Origin of the sequence: Mesorhizobium sp. L2C066B000 (assembly GCF_000502335.1) — a bacterium.
Classification (GTDB): domain Bacteria; phylum Pseudomonadota; class Alphaproteobacteria; order Rhizobiales; family Rhizobiaceae; genus Mesorhizobium.
Genome location: NZ_AYWZ01000001.1, coordinates 344,578 through 363,158, shown reverse-complemented (window position 1 = coordinate 363,158; position 18,581 = coordinate 344,578). Strand labels below are relative to the sequence as shown.

The window sequence follows — 18,581 nt, the reverse complement described above, 5'->3', positions numbered from 1 at the left end:
TTCGGAAAAATCAAACAAAATTGCATCACCGATCAATGAGGTTTAGTAATGGATCATGAACGTCCAACGCCGGCTTTTGCCCAGCACCAGCGCCCTTGCCGCCTTCGAGGCCGTGGCCCGCCTTGGCTCCTTCACCGTTGCCGCCCAGGAACTCGATTTGACCCAAGGGGCCGTCAGCCGCCAGATAGCCCTTCTGGAGGAACAGTTCGGCCGCCGGCTGTTCGAGCGCGACAGCCGCAATGTTCGGCTGTCCACGGCGGGCGAAATCTATGCCGAAGCCGTGCGGGCGGCACTCGGGCAATTGCGCGACGCCGCGCTCGGATTGATGAGCAATCGGCATAGCGGCATGCTGAACCTCGCCATACTGCCGACCTTCGGCACGCGCTGGCTGATGCCGCTGATCCCGGATTTCGTCGCAGAAAACCCTGACATCACCATCAACTTTGTCACCCGCATAGGCCGCTTCGACTTCGCCCGCGAGCGGCTCGACGCCGCCATCCATCATGGCCAGCCGGACTGGCCGGACGCAGATTCCACATTGTTGATGCGCGAAACCGTGATGCCGGTGGTCTCGCCAGACTTCCTTGCCAGCCGCGACATCACCACGGCGGCCGACATCAGCCGCCTGCCGCTGCTGCACATGACGACGCGCCCTGGCGCCTGGAGCGAATGGTTCGAGGAGCAGGGCTTGGGCACACCGATCGGACCCGGCATGCAGTTCGAGGAATTCGGCACCGTCGCCCAAGCCTGCATGGCCGGACTTGGGGTCGCGCTCCTCCCGCAGATCCTAATTGCGGGCGAGTTGCAGCGCGGTCAGCTCGTGCCGGCGCCGGGACAGCCGATGCAAAGCCGCAGCGCCTACTATCTCGTCGTCCCGAACGACAAGCGCGGCCACCCGCCGGTCGCCAGCTTTCGCGACTGGCTGCTGGGCCAGGTTGAGAAGGAACCGGCCGTTCTGGCCTGGTAGCTACTTCCGCTTCATCGGCTCGGTTTCCGGCTGGAAGCGCAGCGTTTTTGCGACTTGCGTTCGGCAACTTTCGCATCGAGCTTGCTTTTGATCCGGGCGAAAGCCTGGTCTCCATCGACCGAACTGCCACTCGCCATGCCCTCGTCCCAAAGACGCCCCAACTCTTGGACACTCACTTTCTCGAAACTTGCCATATCGCGCGTATCTCCACACAAGGATGGTAGATAACGCTCTAGCGATTGCAAGGAACCATTCGAGGCTACTTCCGCTTCAAGGCATCGGCCAGTGCTGCGCCAAACGCGCCTTGCTGTGCCGGTCGTCCCGGCTGACGCTGCGGCATCGGCGAAGGTTGCGCCGGCTTTCCGCCGCCATTGTCGCGCGGCCCCTTCGGCGTCCCGCCCTCGCCGCCGTCCTTGCGCATGGACAGCGCGATGCGCTTGCGCTTGATGTCGACATCGACGACCCGCACCTTCACCACGTCGCCGGCCTTCACCACCTCATGCGCGTCCTTGATGAAACGATCGGCCAGTTGCGAGACATGCACCAGCCCGTCCTGGTGCACGCCGATATCGACGAAGGCGCCGAAGGCAGCGACATTGGTGACGGTGCCTTCCAGAAGCATGCCGGGCTTCAGATCCTTGATGTCGTCGATGCCATCGGCAAAGGTTGCGGTCTTGAAGCCGGGGCGCGGGTCGCGGCCGGGCTTTTCCAGCTCGGCAATGATGTCGCGCACCGTCGGCAGGCCGAACCGTTCGTCAACGAAGACGCGCGGATCGAGCGCCTTGAGCGCTGCGCTGTCGCCCATCAGCGAGCGCACATCGCGGCCGCAGGCAGCGACGATCTTCTTGGCCACGCCATAGGCTTCCGGATGGACCGACGAGGCGTCGAGCGGCTCGCTGCCATTGGCAATGCGCAGGAAGCCTGCGGATTGTTCGAACGCGCGCGGTCCAAGCCGCGCCACCTTGAGCAGTTCCTTGCGGCTGGCGAACGGCCCGGTCGCATCGCGATGCGCGACAATGGCATCGGCAAGCGACGCGCCTAGGCCTGACACGCGGGCCAAAAGCGGCGCCGAGGCGGTGTTGAGATCGACGCCGACAGCATTCACCGCGTCCTCCACCACCGCTTCCAGCGAGCGGCCAAGCCGGTACTGGTCGACGTCATGCTGGTACTGGCCGACGCCTATGGATTTCGGCTCGATCTTGACCAGTTCGGCGAGCGGGTCCTGCAGGCGCCTGGCGATCGACACCGCACCGCGCAGCGACACGTCGAGCCCGGGAAACTCAGCCGCCGCTGTCGCCGAGGCCGAATAGACCGAGGCGCCGGCCTCGCTGACGATCACCTTGAGCGGCTTTGGCCCACCATCCGAAGGCATGTCGGACAGCATGTCGGCGACCAGCTTTTCAGTCTCGCGGCTGCCGGTGCCGTTGCCGATCGAGATCAGCTCGACCTTATGCTGGCGGATGAGTGCTGCGAGCTGGGCCTGTGTGCCGCGCACATCGTTCCGCGGCGGAAATGGATAGACGGTCGTCGTCGCCAGCACCTTGCCGGTGCCATCTACCACCGCGACCTTGACGCCGGTGCGGATGCCGGGATCGAGCCCCATGGTCGGCCGCGAGCCGGCGGGTGCCGCCAGAAGCAAATCCTTGAGGTTGCGTGCAAAGACATGGATCGCCTCTTCCTCCGCCCGCTCGCGCAGGTCGCGCATCAAATCGAGCGTCAGGTGCAGCGAAAGCTTGATCCGCCAGGTCCAGCCGGCGACTTCCATCAGCCAGCGGTCGCCCGGCAGGCTGCCGCCGATGGCGTAGGCATTGGCGATCATCCGCTCGACCGGCTTCACCGGCGAGGCATCGTCGGCATCGACCTCGATGTCGAGCGACAACACCTCTTCGTTGCGGCCGCGCAGCATGGCCAGCGCGCGGTGGCTCGGAACATTTGCCCAACGCTCGACATGCTCGAAATAGTCGGAGAATTTCGCCCCGGCCTCCTGCTTGCCGTCGACGACACGGGCACGCATGAAAGCGCGCTCCTTCATGTAGGTGCGAAGCTTGCCGACCAGATCGGCATTTTCCGCGAACTGTTCCGACAGGATGTCGCGTGCGCCTTCCAGTGCGGCCTTGGCGTCGGTCACATCCTCGGTCACATAAGCCAGCGCCGCCTCGGCGGGCACCAACGACCGGTTGGCCAAAATAGCCTCCGCCAATGGCCCCAGCCCGCGCTCCCGGGCGATCTCGGCCTTGGTGCGGCGCTTGGGCTTGTAGGGCAGGTAGATGTCTTCCAGTTCAGCCTTGGTGGCGGCAGCCACAATTTTGGCCTCAAGTTCCTCGGTCAGCTTGCCCTGCTCGCGGATCGAACCGAGAATGATATCGCGGCGCGCATCGAGTTCGCGCAGATAGGCCAATCGCTCGGCAAGGTCGCGCAATTGGGTGTCGTCTAGCCCGCCGGTGACCTCCTTGCGGTAGCGCGCCACAAACGGCACCGTCGCGCCCTCATCGAGCAGCCCTATAGCTGCTGATGCCTGCTCCGGCCGCGCCCCGATCTCTGCCGCGATGATGGATGCGATGCGTTTGCTGTCTGCTGCCATGCTGGTCCCTGTCGCAAAGAGCGGCGACCATAGGCGCTGATGTCCGTCACGCCAACCGCAGTGTTCTCAAGCGTCAAAGAGGTCCACAGGAAAGCGCCTTGCTTTGGCTCGTCCTCAGACCATCCCGCTCAGCGCCTCGAAAAAGGCAACGATCTCGCGTTCGAGCGGATAATCTTCAGGCACCGGCTGCGACCCCATTTTTGCAATCACCACTTCCGTCTTCGGGTTGACGTAGAGCCATTGGCCGTGGATGCCGATGCCGCAGAAGGCGCCGTTTGCCGCCCCCGTCTGGTACCATTTGTTACGGTAACGGCCCTTTGGGAACAGATGCACCATTGTGCCGCGCTGCCAGGCCTCCGCGCTGCCGCCGGCAACGGTCGTATCGCGCACCCAGCCTTCTGGCACGATGCGCCGGCCATTGGCCGTGCCGCCCTGCCGCATCATCTCGCCGATACGCGCCAGGTCGCGCGGCGTCACCGAAATGCCGCCGGCGGTGCGCGCCGTACCTTCCATGTCGACGCCGATCGAAGCCTCGCTGACAGCACCCAGCGGTAGCCACAGTTTCTCGCGCATCAGGTCCGGGAAGCGCTGGCCGGAAGCTCGTTCGAGCAGCAGGCCGAGCAGATCGGAATTGGGCGAACGGTAGCGGAAGGTTTTGCCGTGCGGTTCTTCGAGCCGCTGCAAGGTCAGAATGAATTCGCGCAAGCTTTCAGTGCCGCCGCCCGGATTCCACAGCGTAGCACGACGGTACCGGGCAAAGGCGCTTTCGGGATCGAGATAGGCCTCCTCGAAGTCGAGGCTGACGCTCATGTCGAGCACATGCCGGCAACTTGCATCGGCATAGGCCGAACCGGCGGCTTCCGGAATGTACTGGGTCACCGGCGCTTCCGGGTCGAACACGCCCTCGCCTTCCAGTATTCCGGCGATGATGGCCGTGACCGATTTGCTGATCGAGAAGATGATGTGACGGGCGCCGAAATCCATATTGGGCGCGAACCAGTCGCCGATGAACTGGCCAGCCTTCATCACCGTCAGCGCGTCGCTGCTCGAACGTGTGAGGAATTCGGCCACCGTTTCTGGGGCGCTGGCGATCGAAACCTTTTCGCCGAGCAGGCCGCTCAGGTCCCGCACCGGCGCTTCGACGCTTCCCGGCGTCGCCGCCACGGGAGCGGTCGGCACCAGTTCGCCAAGGTTCTGGAATGACCAGCGGTTGAAGGGGTTTTCGCGCCAGTTGGAGAGCAGCACCTCATTGCGGGCAAAGCCGTAGCGGATCTCGAACGCAGTCTTGCCAGTCATGAACGTTTCCTCGGAGGGATGATTTGTTGTGGGTCAACCAAGCGCCTTGGCGATGGCGTGCACCGCCTTCAGCGTTGCCACCGAATAGGCGACATTGCTGAAATCCGGATAGCTTGAAAGCTTGACCACGACCATGCCGGTGTCCCAGTCGATATGGATCATCTGCCCGAACACGCCCCGGCACATCAGTGCGCGTGAGCGCGGGTTTTCGATCCAGAACTGGTTGCGGTAGCTGCCCTCCGGCAGGCTCGGATTGAAATCCGGCGCATGCCTGCCGTTGCGCGTCGCCTCGATCCAGTCGGCCGGCACGATGCCGCGGCCCTTGTCGAGGATCAGCTGGCCGAAGCGGGCGTAATCGCCCAGCGTCGCGTTGAAGCCGCCATCGGCCAGCGCATAGCCGGCGCTGTCGACCGTGAAGCAAGCGCTTTCGTCGGCGCCGAGCTTTTGCCACAGCTCCTCGGACACCAGCTGCGCCAGCCGTTTACCGGTGACCCGCTCCATGATGAAGGCAAGCACGTCGGTCTCGATCGAGCGGTACTCGAACGCGGCGCCATGCGGCCGCACCTTGTCCTTCAGCTGCAGGATCAACTCGAACAGATGCGGCGGCCATTGGAAATCCGGATCGCTGTCCGGCGGCACCGGCTTCCAGCCGGTGGCGACATCGACCTGGCCGATATCGGAATAGCGATCGGTGTATTCCTCGGAAAAGCGAACACCCGTCGTCATGTCAAGCACATGCTGCACGCTGGCGCCGTCCCAGCCGGTCGCGCCGAGCTCCTGCAGATAGGCGGTCACCGGTTTGGCCGGGTCGATCAAGCCGCGCCCAACCAGAATACCGAACACGGTGCCTGTTACCGACTTCGCCATCGACTGCGACAGATGCAGCGTGCGCTCGGCCATGCCGTTGAAATAGCGCTCATAGGCGACCTTGCCGTCTTTGAGCACCAGGAAGCCGTCCGTGTAGGTCTCGTCGAGCAGGCCAACGAGCGTCGTCGGACGGCCCTTGCTGTCTTCCACCGGCAGCACGTCGAGATCGGTCTCTGCGCGCTCAAGACGATGGCGATGGCCGTTACCGCGCCAGACCTCGATGGTCGGCAGGAATTCGCGGATGTGTTGGAAGGCCCAGCGATTCCATGGCGGCCGGTCCCAATCGAGCTTCGGCGGCACCATTTGCGGCGGCGAGCCCTGCATGATCGGTGGCCGCGGATCGCTGTTGCGATAGGAGTCCATGAAAGCCATTCCGGAAAAGAAAAGGCCCGGCGGCGGATGCCGCCGGGTCTGTCAGACTGCGGTTATTTCTGCAGTTCGGTCCAGATCTTGGTGTAGATGTCCTGGATCTCAGGCGCGCACATCTTCTGGAATTCGCCTTGTGCCTTCGCAGCCTCCGGAATGACGACTTCCGGGGCATCCTTCATATCGGCCGGCATGTACTTGTCCGAGCCGGTAATGGCGTTTGCGTAGCGATGGAAGGCCGAGAGGCCGGCCGCGTTTTCCGGATCCATGATGAAGTTCTGGAACAGCTTGGCGTTCTCGACATTTTTGGCTTCCTTGAGAACGACGACGTTATCGCTCCACAGGCCGTAGCCTTCCTTCGGATAATTGTAATGGATGGCCGGATTGGCCAGCCGCTGACGCAGCGCCGAACCGTTCCAGTCGCTGGTCGCCTTGAAGTCGCCGGCGCCCATCTTTTCGATGGTGTTGTATTCCATGGCGATCCAGTTCGGCTTGGCCGCGACAAGCGTGTCGCGCACCTTCTTCAGCACCGTCTTGTCGTCGGTGCACTGCTGGCCGCCGACATATTTGATCGCCGCGAAGATAACGTCATTCATCTCGGGAACGACATTGGTCTTGCCCTTCAGCTCGTCCGGCGTGTTGAAGATGATGCCCCAGCTGTCGGCTGGTCCCTTGTAGGCATCGGTGTTGACGACGACGCCGACGGTGCCCAGCGCCCACGGCACGGAATATTTGCGGCCGGGGTCGAAGTCTGGATTGGCCCATTCCGGCGCCACGTTCTTGAAGTTCTCCATCTTGCCCGGATCGGTCTCCTGCACGAGGCCCTCCTTGATCCAGATCGGCACGTAGGTTTGCGACGGAACGGCGATGTCGAAGCCGGTGCCGCCCTGGCGTACCTTGGCGAGCGCCGTATCGTTGGAATCGTAATCGGTGATGGTCACCTTGACGTTGTATTTGGCTTCGAACTTTTTGATCACGTCGGGGCTGGTATAGTTGCCCCAATTGTAGATGTTCAGCTCGCCATCGGCGCTGGCCAGGCTCGTCGTTGCGAGCAGCGCCAACCCCATGGCGGCTGTCGTTGTTTTCCAGTTCATGGTTTTAGCTCCCATTTGTCGGTTCAGTCTCTTTTCCTGCTGACGAAGAAAAACAACGTGACGATCGCGACCGAAAGCAGCAGGAAGGCGGTCGATATCGCGTTGATCTCAGGCGTGATGCCGCGGCGGATCTGGCCGAGCATGTAGGTGGGCAGCGTATCCTGGCCGCCCGATTTGACAAACTCGGTCATGACGACGTCATCGAGCGAGATGACGAAGGCCAGCATCAGTCCGGCCAGTATGCCGGGCCACAAAAGCGGCAGCGTGATGCGGCGGAAGGTCTTCCAAGGCGTCGCGTACAGATCGGCGGCCGCGCGCTCCAGCGTCAGGTCCATGTTTTCCAGCCGCGCCCGGATCGGCAGATAGGCGAACGGGATGCAGAACGCCGTGTGCGCGGCGATCAGATAGCCAATGCCGGAATAGCCGGTGAAGATCTTGATGCGCGAGAAGAAGATCAGCAGCGCCACGCCGGTGACGATCTCGGGCACCATCAGCGGCTGGTTGATCGCCGCATATTTGAAGGTGAGGCCCGGATAGGACGCGGTGCGCGTGGTGGCGAGCGCGGCCATGGTGGCAAAGATTGTCGACAGCACCGCAGCGACGGCGCCGATCTGGAACGAGCGTAGCGTCGCGTCGATAACTTGCACGTTCTGCCAAGCCGACTGGAACCAGCGCATCGAAAAGCCGCCCCATTCGGACGTCGAGTTCGCCGCGTTGAAGGCATAGGCGACCAGCACGATGATCGGCAGATAGAGCACGATAAAACAGGTCGCAGCGATCACCGTGAAGCCGGTCTGGTGCTTGATGGAAAAGTTCTTAGCCATGCCGCACCCCCGACTTGCCGGCATTGCGCACATAGGCAAGCAGCGCCACCATGACGATGATCATCACCGTGATCGACAGCGCCGAGCCGAGCGGCCAGTTGCGGCCTTGGCCGAACTGCAATTCGATCAGGTTGGACAGCATCATGTTCTTGCCGCCGCCAAGCACGCTCGGCGTCACATAGGCGCCAAGGGCTGGAATGAAGACCAGGATGGAGCCGGCAATGACGCCGGGTTTGACCAGCGGGAAAATGATCTTCCGCAATACCTTGAAACGGGTCGCGTAGAGGTCGTAGCCCGCCTCGACGAGGCGAAAATCAAGCTTCTCCATGCTGGCATAGATCGGCAGCACCATCAGCGGCAGATAGACATATGCCATGCCGATCAGAATCGCCGTGTCGGTGAAGAGGATCTGCACCGGCGCTGAGACGATACCAAGCTTGAGCAGGATGGTGTTGATGATGCCTTCGTTGCGGATGATCTGCAGCACGGCGAAGGTGCGGATCAGCAGGTTGGTCCAGAACGGAATGGTGATCAGGAACAGCCAGAGATCCCTGGTCTTCTCGCTGCGCGTCGCCATGAAATAGGCGGTTGGAAACCCCAATGCCAAAGTTGCGATCGTCGTTATCACCGCCAACTTGATCGAGCGCCAGAATATGGTGACATGCGCTGCCGCAAGCGAAAGCGTATCGTCGAAAATGTCGCGTTCCATGAACACCGACAGCCAGGCATCGGGCGAAAACTGCCACTTCACATCGCCATAGGGGCCAGGCGTCAGGAACGAGTAGATCAGCACGATCAGCAAGGGGCCGGTCGCGGCGAGGAAGATCACCAGCAAGGCTGGCGCTGACAGCAGCCACCGGTCGCGCACATCACGCCGCTCCGCTGCCTTGGCGACTTGTTCCGCGGTCGCCATGATCAGTCCTTCAGCACTTGCGCGGCGTCGTTGCCGATCGTGATGCCGATCTGGCCGCCCTGCACGAAGCCGTCACCGGCGCCGCGGCTGTTCTGACGCCGCACGATGAACGGCTCGCCACCGGCAAGGCGCAGATGAAAGTGCGTGTCGGTGCCGAGATAGACGATGTTTTCGACGGTGCCGGACAGCGAAGCGCTCGGGCTGGCCGTGCCCAACTGCGCATGCTCTGGACGCACGACGATGGTGACCTTGCCGCTGGGGCTGAAGCCTTCCGGCAGCGAGGCTGGGATTTCCACACCAGACGGCAGCTTCACCGTCGCCCGGCCACCAGTCGCGCTAACCACATCCGCCTTGAGGAAGTTCGACTCGCCGATGAAGTCGGCGACGAAACGCTCGGCCGGCCGGTCGTAGATGTCGCGCGGCGAGCCGACCTGCAGGATTTTGCCCGACGACATCACCGCGATGCGGTCCGACATGGTCAGCGCTTCCTCCTGGTCGTGGGTGACGAAGATGAAGGTAATTCCGGTCTCGTGCTGCAGCCGCTTCAATTCGATCTGCATTTCCTTGCGCAGCTTGTAGTCGAGCGCCGAGAGCGGTTCGTCGAGCAGGAGCACCTTGGGCTGCGGCGCCAGCGCCCGGGCGAGCGCCACGCGCTGCTGCTGGCCGCCGGAGATCTGGCTGGTTCGGCGACCCGCCAGCGCCTCCATCTTCACCAGTTTCAGCATCTCGGCGACGCGCGCCTTGATCTCGGCCTTCGGCTTGCCCAGCATTTCCAGGCCAAAGCCGATATTGTCGGCGACCGTCATATGCGGGAACAGCGCGTAGGATTGGAAGACGGTGTTGACCGGCCGCTTGAAGGGCGGCAACGGCGCGATGTCCTGACCGTAGAGAAGGATTTCGCCGGCGGTTGGAAAGTCGAAGCCGGCAATCAGCCGCAGCAACGTGGTCTTGCCGCAGCCGGATGGTCCCAGCAGGGTGAAGAACTCATTCTCGCGGATGGATACCGAGACCGTATCGAGGGCAGCAACCTGCCCCTCACCCGATCCGAAAATTTTACTGACGTTTACGACTTCAATTGCATTCCGATCCGGTTTTTCCGGCACGATACGCCTCACTGTTGACCCCGCTCTTGCTGGCGGAGTTTTTCCCCTGTTCGATGTGACCACACGGCCGGTTGGTTGGCAAGTCCGGCATTGAACCACAGTTCAGTCGGTCATTTCGTCTTGCAAGCGGCAAGCTGTGCAAGCCGCATGCCATTGTCAGGCCTGGTAGGTTACCTTGCCACCGCAGACCGTCGTCACCGGTCGCAGCTTGTGCAGATCGGCCGGCGCCGTCTTCTCGATATCGGCCGACAAAACCACCAGATCCGCCATGTAGCCGGGTTTCAGAACGCCTTTGCGATGCTCGGCGAATTCGGCATAGGCGCCCTCGACCGTGTAGGCGGCAATCGCTTCCTGCAGCGAGAAACTCTGGTCAGGATCGCCTTCTGCCCATGGTTTGCGCTGCACTGCCGCCTGAATGCTCAGGATCGGGTCGATCGCTGCCACCGGCCAGTCCGAGGCGAACACGACATGGGCGCCGGCGCTTTTCAGGGTGCGCCAGGCATAGCTCAGCGGCCAGCGGGCCGGCCCGATGCGTGACACCGTCGGCTCCAGCGGAAAATCCATGGCGCCGGGCGGATGCGACGGCTGCATCGAGGCGATGACGCCGAGTTCGGCAAAACGCGGCACGTCGGCTGCTGTGGTGACCTCGATGTGCTCAACCCTGTGCCGGCTGTCGCGCTTGCCATTGACCTTCTGCGCCGCCTCGTAACCGTCGAGCACTGCGCGCACGGCGCCGTCACCGATCGAGTGCACGGCGATCTGCAGCCCGCGTTTGTCGATAGCCACGGCGAGATCGATAAATTGCTGCGGCGTGAACAGCGGCTCGCCGACCCAGTCGGGACGATCCGCATAGGGTTCGACCATAACCGCGGTCCAGGAATCGAGCACGCCGTCATAGAACACCTTGACCATGCCCGATGACAGCCACTCGCTGTCGTAGCGCTCGGCCATGACGGACGCCTTCTCGAGCATGTCGAGCGTCATGAAATTCTTGTAGTGGAACGGGATCTTGACGCGGCAGGGCAGGCCTTCCTCGGCCTCGATCTCGGAAAGCAATTCGAGTTGGTAGAGATTGCCGTCCATGTTCTGGATCGAGGTGATGCCGTGGCGCGCGCACCAGGCAAGTCCGCGCCGCATGATGTCACGGTCAGCGGCCCGCTCGGCGGCCGACGGCATTGGGTCCGGCTCGCCGCCGGTCGACAGCCCCAACCGCACCCGGCTTTCGCCGGCAAGGTCGAGCACCGGACCGAAGGCCTCGCCCTCGCGCAATTCGCCCGCGGCCAGGCCGTCGTCACCCATCACGATCTCGTTGCCCGGACCGAGCGTGCGTCCCTTCAGGATGCCGGCCATCTCCAACGCCTTGGTGTTGGCCCACATCGTATGGTGGTCGGGCGCCGCCATGCAGAAGGGGCGGTCGGGCAGGATGGCGTCGAGATGATGGCGTGTCACCCGCTCGCCGCCGAGCACGGTGTAGTCGACGCCCTGGCCCACAAGCATTTTCGCCTCGGGCCGCGTCGTTGCGTAGTCGCGGATGGCGCTTTGAAGCGCCTCGAAGCCATGGATACCGCCGAGTTGAAGATGCGCGAGCTCGGCCCCTCCCGAGAACAGATGCATGTGGGCTTCGATGAAACCGGGCAGGACCGAACCGCCCTTGGCGTCGATCACCTCTGTGGTCGTTCCCTTGAGTTTTTCGATGGCGGCGTGGTTGCCTATGGCGATGATGGCGCCGTCCTTGACGGCAATCGCCTCGGCGGCGGGATTGTCATCGTCCATGGTCCGCACGCGACCATTGATGACGATCAGATCAGCATTTTGACCCGCACCCGTGACAGACATCGCGACTCCGCGCTTTTGACGACTGGCTGAGACCGACAACCCTCTTGTCCGACAAGCTGCCACTCCGCTGGAGCGGCGTTATCGGACGAAAACTGATGCCAGTGCGCTGTTTCGAAATTCCCCTTGTGATCTCTCAAAACAGCGTGGATAAAAGAATGCGACTAATTATTCGCGTTTGTCAACGTGCCGAATTTCGAATGTATTGTGGACAACACACCACGCCAATGTTGAGACCGGGACCTGTGTTGAAACCGGCGGGGAACGAAGGCATCAATCCGTGAAGCGCAGTCTCAGCCGCGAAACCAGGATGGCGCTCGAACCGCGCAAGCAGCCGCGGCAGGAACGGTCGAGCAAGGTGGTCGACAGGATACTCGACGCTGCGCTGATCCTGACGCGGGAGCAGGGAACCAAGACGCCGACGACGCTCGCCATTGCCCGGCGCGCGGGCCTGTCGGTCGGTTCGGTCTACCAGTACTTTCCCAACAAGGAAGCCATTCTCCTCGACCTCGCCCGGCGCTGGCTGTCGTCGTTTCCCGAGGTGATCGCCAGGCGCATCGAGGTCACCCCACCCACCAACCGCGACGAGTTTCGGCAGGAGGTGCGCAAGCTCTTCATCGATACCTCCAGAATATATCTCGAAAACGCCACCCTGATGCCGGTGATCGAGGCGATATCCGGCAATGCCGACCTCAGGCCGATCCAGGACGAATATGACGAGCAGATCATCGCGCTTTACGCCGCGTGGCTGCAGCATGTGAACCCGGCCCTTGAAGACAAGATCGCCAGCCGGCTCGGCGTGCTGATGATGGATGTCGGGCACGCCTGCCGGCTTGTGGGGCTGAAGCGGGATCGCAAGACATACGACCTCATCGAGGACGATGTGGAAAGAATGTGGCTCGCTCTGGTCACCCCCTATCTCAACCTTGACTGATTTCGCTATTTCGAGAGGAAATTCATGAAGACTGTCTATTCGCCGCTTCATGCCGGCCATGCCGGCCAGATGGAACTGGTGACATCAGCCATCGTGCCGGGTTTCGAAAAGCCATCGCGGGCCGAGTTCATCAAGGCGCGGGTCGAGAGCGAGAAACTGGGGCCGATCATCGGACCGGTCGAGCACGATCTCACAGCCGCCAAGCGCATCCACAAGGCCGACTATATCGACTTCCTGCCGACCGTCTGGCCGGCGTGGAAGGCCGCCGGCTTCGAGGGCACGGCGATGCCCTTCACCTGGCCGACGCGGGGCCTGCGCGGCGACGTGCCACCCAAGCGCGTCGACGCCTTGCTCGGCTATTACTCCTTCGACGCCGGCGCCACCTTCGTCGAAGGCACATGGACCGCGATCAAATCGTCCTATGACGTGGCGCTGACGGCGGCGGCCTTGGTCAAGGGTGGCGAGCGGTCGGCCTTCGCGCTTTGCCGCCCGCCCGGCCATCACGCCGGTGCCGGGTTCATGGGCGGCTACTGCTACATCAACAATGCCGCGGTCGCCGCGCAGTGGTTCCTCGACCAGGGCGCCGAACGCGTCTCGATCCTCGACGTCGACTACCACCACGGCAATGGCACGCAGGAAGTATTCTATGAACGCGCCGACGTGCAGGTTCTCAACCTGCATGGCGATCCCATGGTCGAGTATCCGTTCTTCCTCGGCCATGCCGACGAACGCGGCGCCGGCGCCGGCGAAGGTTTCAACGTCAATTATCCCATGCCCTTCGGCACCAATTGGGACGCCTGGAACGCCTCGCTGGAGGACGCTTGCGCCAAGCTCGCCGCCTACGCCCCCGATATCGTCATCGTGTCGCTCGGCGTCGACACCTTCGAGAAGGACCCGATCAGCCAGTTCAAGCTGAAAAGCCCGGACTATCCGAAGATCGGCCATCGCATCGCCAAGCTCGGCCTGCCGACGCTGTTCGTGATGGAAGGCGGCTACGCCGTCGAGGAGATCGGCATCAACGCCGTCGGCGTGCTCACCGGCTTCGAGGACAAATAGGAAGCAATTCCAGGATAAGTGTGAGGCGGTTTTCCGGCCGGAATTGCGCCAAGGAGATATGGGGCGGCTCCGACCGCCCCGACCATCTAGGCGCCCGCAGCCGGGTTGGGTGCAACCACGGGAACGGCTGGCCTTCGCAACCGGCCGATGCGGTAGACAATCACCGCCGCAATCACGCCTGTCGCCAGGATGGCCACCGCCAGCAACGGCCGGTACCAGAACCAGGCAATCGCAATCGTCACCGTGCCGACCAGGATCGCCAGGACGAAGGCGATAATGCCGGTACCCATCCGCGCCATGCTGCCGAGGAAGGGTATGACGTCGAGGATCACCCCGATCGGGCTGAGGAACAGCGCAAAGCCTATGGTCAGCAACAGCAAGCCGGCGCCGCGCAGCAGCCAGGTGATCAGCGTGTTGGCGCTGACGGCTTCGGCGAACATCTTTTCGGCCGGGACGTTGCCGGTATCCACCATCAGCAGCGCATCGCCGGCTTGCGTCTGATAAGGCTCGAAGCGGCTGCCGGCCTGGCGCGCGACGATGCTGACCACGCCAAGCGGCGCCAGTTCGTAGCCGATGCGATAGTCCCCCAGAGCGGGCGTCGTATTGTCATTGCCGAGAAAAATCTTGCCATCGACGATGCTGAGCGGTTTCGTTCCGGTATAGGCAGCTTTTATCGCCGCCGACTGGTCGGCTGACAGCGAATAGTCCTTGTCACCCTCGATGCGGTTCAGCACCGGCGTATCGAGATCGAAGGCGACAAGCTTGCCCTCAGGAATCTGGAAGGTCCGGCCGTGGATTTCCATCGGCGGATTCTGGTGGCCGTCCGGCTTCTTGAAGTCCGACGAGTCGATCTGGCTGTCGTCCCACACCTTGGAATAGCTGTAGGTGGTCACCGTCTCTTCGCCACCGCCGAGCTTCTTGGTCGTCTCCGACTTGGACTCTTCCTTCCACTGATACATCTCGACACTGCGCGACAGCCGCAGCCCTTGCGTGGCGATGCCGAAATCCGGATCCGCCAGGCCGCTGTCCGCCGTCACCAGTCCGCTGACATGAACCAGCTTGCCGTCATTGGCGGTATCGACGCTGTCGCCGCCGACCGAAACCACCGCTCCAGAACCTTCGGCCAGCGAGCGCGCCGTCTGCACGGCGCGGCCTTCGTTCCAGAACAGCCCGATCACCATCAGCACGATCAGGATAAGGCCGAAGATGACCCCGCCGACCGCGCGCTTGATCCGCCCGAACCACGAGACGGATGTGACTTCCCGAAATGAATCGCTCATCGTTTCCCCCGAAACAAAGTTATCCCAAAATTACAACGCGGCCGGCGGCTGCGCGTTTAGCCCGTCAATCGGCGTGGATCTGCGCGCCGCAGTCCCTATCGCCTGTACAGGAATGCACCGCCCGTGTCGTGCCGCCATCGCCGACCCGCCATGGCGATGCGGAGAGCGGCGCCTGGCGATTGCCCCCGAGAAGATCGAGCGCCCGCATCGCCGTCTCTTCACCAGCCTCGTCACGCTTGACGATCTCGACGTCCTTGAAACCGAGAGCGGCAAGCTGCGGCATCACCAGATCGGGGTCGCCCGCCACCACGATCAGCGACGGATCGAGCGACGCCAGGGCCAGCGCCTGTTTCTGAACCGCATCGAGCGTCAGCTTTGTGCGCGCCGCCATGCGGGTTTGCTGGTCCTCCAGCGTCGATCCGCTGCCGACCGCGCCAATCAGCGAGGAGAACAGACCAGCCGACGTCTCGGTCGATCCAGCCAGCGCCCGGCGATAGACAGTCACTGTGCGGTCGACCTCGTCCTGCGCCACCGGCAAGGTGGTCAGGCCGGCAAATCCTTTCAGGATTTCGGTAATCGCCGGCCCGGTGTTGGCGCGCTCGACGGTGGTTGCCACGACCAATCCCGAGCCGGCCTTCATCGGGCTCATCAGATAGCTCGACACGCCATAGGAGTAGCCCTTCTCCTCGCGGATCACCGAATTCAGCCGGCTGGAGAAATCGGCGCCAAGCAGGTTGGAGACCGCGGTCGATTCGGCGCGCTCGCTCTCGTCGGTGCCGGGCGCCGGCCGCGCCACGAACAGCGCCGACTGGCTGGCGCCGGGTTCGGGCACCAGCAGCACTTTCTGTCCCCCGTTGAAATGCGCCGCCGGCGACGGCTCGACGGCATAGCCGGCGGTGCCGCTTGTCCACGCGCCGAATGCTTTTTCAAGGCTGGCGGCGACGGTCGCGACCGGCATCGGGCCGACGCTGTAGAAGGTCACCGCCTTCGGCGTGAACTCCGCCTTGAATGCGTCCCTCGCCTCGTCGAGCGAGATCGAGGCCAGCGCCTTTGCCGACCAGTCCACCGCTGCCTTGCCCGGCACCTGCGGGATCAGCGTCGCCTTTGCCATGCGGCCGGCAACGCCGGGCAGATCCGCCTCGCGGCCGTTTAGCCAGTCGACTGTCTGCGCCATCAGCACCGTCCATTCGGTCTTGTCGAAACGAGGCTTCAGCACCGCGTCGGCGAGCAGGCCAATACCCTGGTCGAGCTTTTCCGGCGGCACGCCAAGCGTCATCATCGTGGTCAGCGTTCCGGCCTGGTGGCCGACGCCGGCGCCGATGTCGCTGGCCACCTTGGCGAAATCAGCCGAGCCGCGATCGGCGGCCCCGCGTGTCGCCATGCTTGCTGCAAGCTCCAGCAATCCCTCCTTGCCTTCCGGCACGCTGTTCCAGCCGCCGGCGGCACTGGCCGCGACATACACCATCGGCGCTTCCGGCATTGTGTAGTGGACGAGTTTGATGCCATTCGAGAGCGTCGCCGTTTCCATGGCGGGCAGTGTTGCCGAAGGCGCTTGCCCGGCCGCATGCTTCGGAATGTCGATCGCCGGTCGCTCCGGCGCGGTGAACGGCTGCGGTGTGCCGGACGAGCCGATCAGTGCATCGGGATAGCCGCCGCGCGGGCCGGGCTTCAGCATCAGCACGCTGGCATCTTCCGGTTTCAACAGCCGCTTCATCGTTGCCTCGACATCCGCCACGCTGGCGTTCTTCACCCGCGGGTCGTCGACCAGCGCGCTCTGCGCATCGCCGAGCACGTCGGCATTGTAGGAGACGACGCCGGCGCGATCCTTCAGTGCTTCGCTGCCGAGCCGCGCTGCCTGCAAGATGCCGGTGCGCGCACGCTCGACATCGACCGGATCGAGCGGGGTCTTCAGGAAATCCGCCAACGCCGTTTTCATCGCGCTTTCCAGCGCTTCCGGCGCCACACCTTCGGCGGCACCCGCCTCGAAGGTAAAGCGGCCACCGAGCAGACCGCCGGTCCAGCTCGCGCTGGCATAGGTGGCAATGCCCAACTGCGAAACCAGCCGGTTGCGCAAAAAACCATATTCGCCGTTGCCGAGCAGTTCGGCGGCAATGCTGAGCGCACCATTGTCGGGCGACTGCGCCACCGGGCCACTGAAGCCGACCACGACGATGGGGCTTGGCACACGATCCTCGAGCACCAGCTTGAGCCGGGCCTGCGTCGGTGCCGGCACGGCGGGCCGCGCCACATCGGCGCCGCGCGCCACGCGGCCGAACGTGTCGGCAATCAGCGCCTTGGTGTCGTCGATCTCCAAGTCGCCGACCAGCACCAGCACCGCATTGTTGGGCAGATAGTAGCTGTTGAAGAAACCCCTGACATCGTCGAGCGTCGCCGCATCGAGATCGGCGACCGAGCCGATAACCATGCGGCTATAGGGATGCGGCTTCGGGAACAGCCCGGACCAGAAAGCTTCCCAGCCGGATGCGCCGGCCTTGTCGAGCACGTTCTGGCGCATCTCGTTCTTGACCACCGAGCGCTGCAGATCGAGCTTGGCCTGAGTCACCGAGCGGCCGAGATTGGCCATGCGGTCTGCCTCAAGCGACAAGATCATCGGCAGTGACGACGACAGCCCGTCGACATAATAAACCGTGCCGTCCTCGGTGGTCCAGGCATTGATCTCGTTGCCGAGCGCGGCGTGCGCGCCGAACACGTTCGGCCAGGCCGGCGTGCCGGNGGTGGTCCAGGCATTGATCTCGTTGCCGAGCGCGGCGTGCGCGCCGAACACGTTCGGCCAGGCCGGCGTGCCGGAAAACATCAGATGTTCGAACAGATGCGCAAAGCCCGAGCGTCCCGCGGGTTCATTCATCGACCCGACGCGGTAGCGCAGGTTCATCACCACCTTCGGCACGCGATGGTCGGGCACCAGCACCACCTGCAGCCCGTTGTCGAGCGCATAGGTAACGGTCGGCTCAGCCTTGGCGGGCGCTGCCATGCCGGCAAGAACCGCAAGCACCACCGTGAACGCCAGGAAAACCTGCTTCATCATGACCCCCGATGCTGATGGCCGCGAGCAAGCGCCGCCGTATGACCGAAGGGATGCCCACCCCTGCCGGCTGCCGAGACCCTATCGGAATCGATCGGCCCTTGATACGGCAGTATCGCAACACCCTCTGGCTTTTTCGTGTCGGCGTTTCAGGCCTTTTGCGGCGGAAAAGGCCGCGAAAGCCGCCCCTGAGTCGCTTGAGTCCAATAATATTGATTTTGTCAAATCGCGTTTGATGTCGGATTCATCTGCGGGTAGATTAGACCCGAATCAGCCGGTCCTTGGGGGGCGCGGCGACCACCCAAAGTCTCAAGTTCCGGCCAATGACCGGCACCAGACGCGGACGGCTTCGCGTTCCCTGAATGGATTCGGCGATCAGCGCGACCGCCGCGCCGTGTGAGTGCTTCGTAAACGTGATGCGTCT

14 protein-coding genes are annotated in these 18,581 nt (G+C 63.1%); 3 read left to right on the top strand and 11 right to left on the bottom strand.

Translation table 11 applies throughout. The annotated features are described in order from the left end of the window. Positions 1–55 precede the first annotated feature (55 nt). The gene (locus X733_RS164000; RefSeq protein WP_023817306.1) at positions 56–967 is read left to right on the top strand and encodes a LysR family transcriptional regulator; all 912 of its coding nucleotides are present in this window, start codon (positions 56–58) and stop codon (positions 965–967) included. Positions 968–978: 11 nt separating this feature from the next. Here X733_RS164000 and X733_RS1000000169305 read toward each other — a convergent pair whose 3' ends face one another. The 9 genes from X733_RS1000000169305 to X733_RS164040 form a co-directional block, all read right to left on the bottom strand. Further along, positions 979–1,161, bottom strand: a complete 183-nt coding sequence (locus X733_RS1000000169305; protein ID WP_023671771.1) for a hypothetical protein — start codon at positions 1,159–1,161, stop codon at positions 979–981. A gap of 65 nt (positions 1,162–1,226) precedes the next feature. Then, a complete protein-coding gene (locus X733_RS164005; RefSeq protein WP_023817305.1) occupies positions 1,227–3,548 on the bottom strand; it encodes a Tex family protein in 2,322 nt (773 codons plus the stop codon). 114 nt (positions 3,549–3,662) lie between these two features. Next, positions 3,663–4,844, bottom strand: coding sequence for a serine hydrolase (locus X733_RS164010; RefSeq protein WP_023817304.1), 1,182 nt, complete (start codon positions 4,842–4,844; stop codon positions 3,663–3,665). Positions 4,845–4,877: 33 nt separating this feature from the next. Beyond that, the gene (locus X733_RS164015) at positions 4,878–6,074 is read right to left on the bottom strand and encodes a serine hydrolase (RefSeq protein ID WP_023817303.1); all 1,197 of its coding nucleotides are present in this window, start codon (positions 6,072–6,074) and stop codon (positions 4,878–4,880) included. Between the two features lie 62 nt (positions 6,075–6,136). Next, entirely contained in the window at positions 6,137–7,171 is a 1,035-nt protein-coding gene (locus X733_RS164020; protein ID WP_023683465.1) for an extracellular solute-binding protein, read from the bottom strand. Positions 7,172–7,194: 23 nt separating this feature from the next. Continuing rightward, the gene (locus X733_RS164025; RefSeq protein WP_023817302.1) at positions 7,195–7,995 is read right to left on the bottom strand and encodes an ABC transporter permease; all 801 of its coding nucleotides are present in this window, start codon (positions 7,993–7,995) and stop codon (positions 7,195–7,197) included. Next, the gene (locus X733_RS164030; protein ID WP_023817301.1) at positions 7,988–8,908 is read right to left on the bottom strand and encodes an ABC transporter permease; all 921 of its coding nucleotides are present in this window, start codon (positions 8,906–8,908) and stop codon (positions 7,988–7,990) included. Before X733_RS164030 ends, X733_RS164025 begins: the two co-directional genes overlap by 8 nt. Positions 8,909–8,910: 2 nt before the next feature. Continuing rightward, positions 8,911–10,011 (bottom strand): ABC transporter ATP-binding protein, encoded by a 1,101-nt coding sequence (locus X733_RS164035; protein ID WP_023699750.1) that lies wholly within the window; start codon positions 10,009–10,011, stop codon positions 8,911–8,913. Positions 10,012–10,167: 156 nt separating this feature from the next. Further along, positions 10,168–11,847, bottom strand: coding sequence for an amidohydrolase (locus X733_RS164040; protein ID WP_023691714.1), 1,680 nt, complete (start codon positions 11,845–11,847; stop codon positions 10,168–10,170). Positions 11,848–12,124: 277 nt separating this feature from the next. Here X733_RS164040 and X733_RS164045 point away from each other — a divergent pair, with 277 nt between their 5' ends. Both X733_RS164045 and X733_RS164050 read left to right on the top strand, forming a co-directional pair. Further along, on the top strand, positions 12,125–12,778 hold the full coding sequence (locus X733_RS164045) for a TetR/AcrR family transcriptional regulator (protein WP_023686329.1): 654 nt from the start codon (positions 12,125–12,127) through the stop codon (positions 12,776–12,778). 24 nt (positions 12,779–12,802) lie between these two features. Next, positions 12,803–13,834 (top strand): histone deacetylase family protein, encoded by a 1,032-nt coding sequence (locus tag X733_RS164050; protein WP_023691716.1) that lies wholly within the window; start codon positions 12,803–12,805, stop codon positions 13,832–13,834. Between the two features lie 86 nt (positions 13,835–13,920). On the opposite strand, the gene X733_RS164055 is transcribed toward X733_RS164050, so the two are convergent. After that, positions 13,921–15,114, bottom strand: coding sequence for a TMEM43 family protein (locus X733_RS164055; protein WP_023817300.1), 1,194 nt, complete (start codon positions 15,112–15,114; stop codon positions 13,921–13,923). Between the two features lie 64 nt (positions 15,115–15,178). Beyond that, positions 15,179–18,160, bottom strand: a complete 2,982-nt coding sequence (locus tag X733_RS164060) for a pitrilysin family protein (protein ID WP_023817299.1) — start codon at positions 18,158–18,160, stop codon at positions 15,179–15,181. Between the last annotated feature and the right edge of the window lie 421 nt (positions 18,161–18,581).

Excerpts from the sequence above, each read along its gene's own strand:
- X733_RS164000 (WP_023817306.1), top strand. The coding sequence starts at position 56 with ATGAACGTCCAACGCCGGCTTTTGCCCAGCACCAGCGCCCTTGCCGCC.
- X733_RS1000000169305 (WP_023671771.1), bottom strand. The coding sequence starts at position 1,161 with ATGGCAAGTTTCGAGAAAGTGAGTGTCCAAGAGTTGGGGCGTCTTTGG.
- X733_RS164005 (WP_023817305.1), bottom strand. The coding sequence starts at position 3,548 with ATGGCAGCAGACAGCAAACGCATCGCATCCATCATCGCGGCAGAGATC.
- X733_RS164010 (WP_023817304.1), bottom strand. The coding sequence starts at position 4,844 with ATGACTGGCAAGACTGCGTTCGAGATCCGCTACGGCTTTGCCCGCAAT.
- X733_RS164015 (WP_023817303.1), bottom strand. The coding sequence starts at position 6,074 with ATGGACTCCTATCGCAACAGCGATCCGCGGCCACCGATCATGCAGGGC.
- X733_RS164020 (WP_023683465.1), bottom strand. The coding sequence starts at position 7,171 with ATGAACTGGAAAACAACGACAGCCGCCATGGGGTTGGCGCTGCTCGCA.
- X733_RS164025 (WP_023817302.1), bottom strand. The coding sequence starts at position 7,995 with ATGGCTAAGAACTTTTCCATCAAGCACCAGACCGGCTTCACGGTGATC.
- X733_RS164030 (WP_023817301.1), bottom strand. The coding sequence starts at position 8,908 with ATGGCGACCGCGGAACAAGTCGCCAAGGCAGCGGAGCGGCGTGATGTG.
- X733_RS164040 (WP_023691714.1), bottom strand. The coding sequence starts at position 11,847 with ATGTCTGTCACGGGTGCGGGTCAAAATGCTGATCTGATCGTCATCAAT.
- X733_RS164050 (WP_023691716.1), top strand. The coding sequence starts at position 12,803 with ATGAAGACTGTCTATTCGCCGCTTCATGCCGGCCATGCCGGCCAGATG.
- X733_RS164055 (WP_023817300.1), bottom strand. The coding sequence starts at position 15,114 with ATGAGCGATTCATTTCGGGAAGTCACATCCGTCTCGTGGTTCGGGCGG.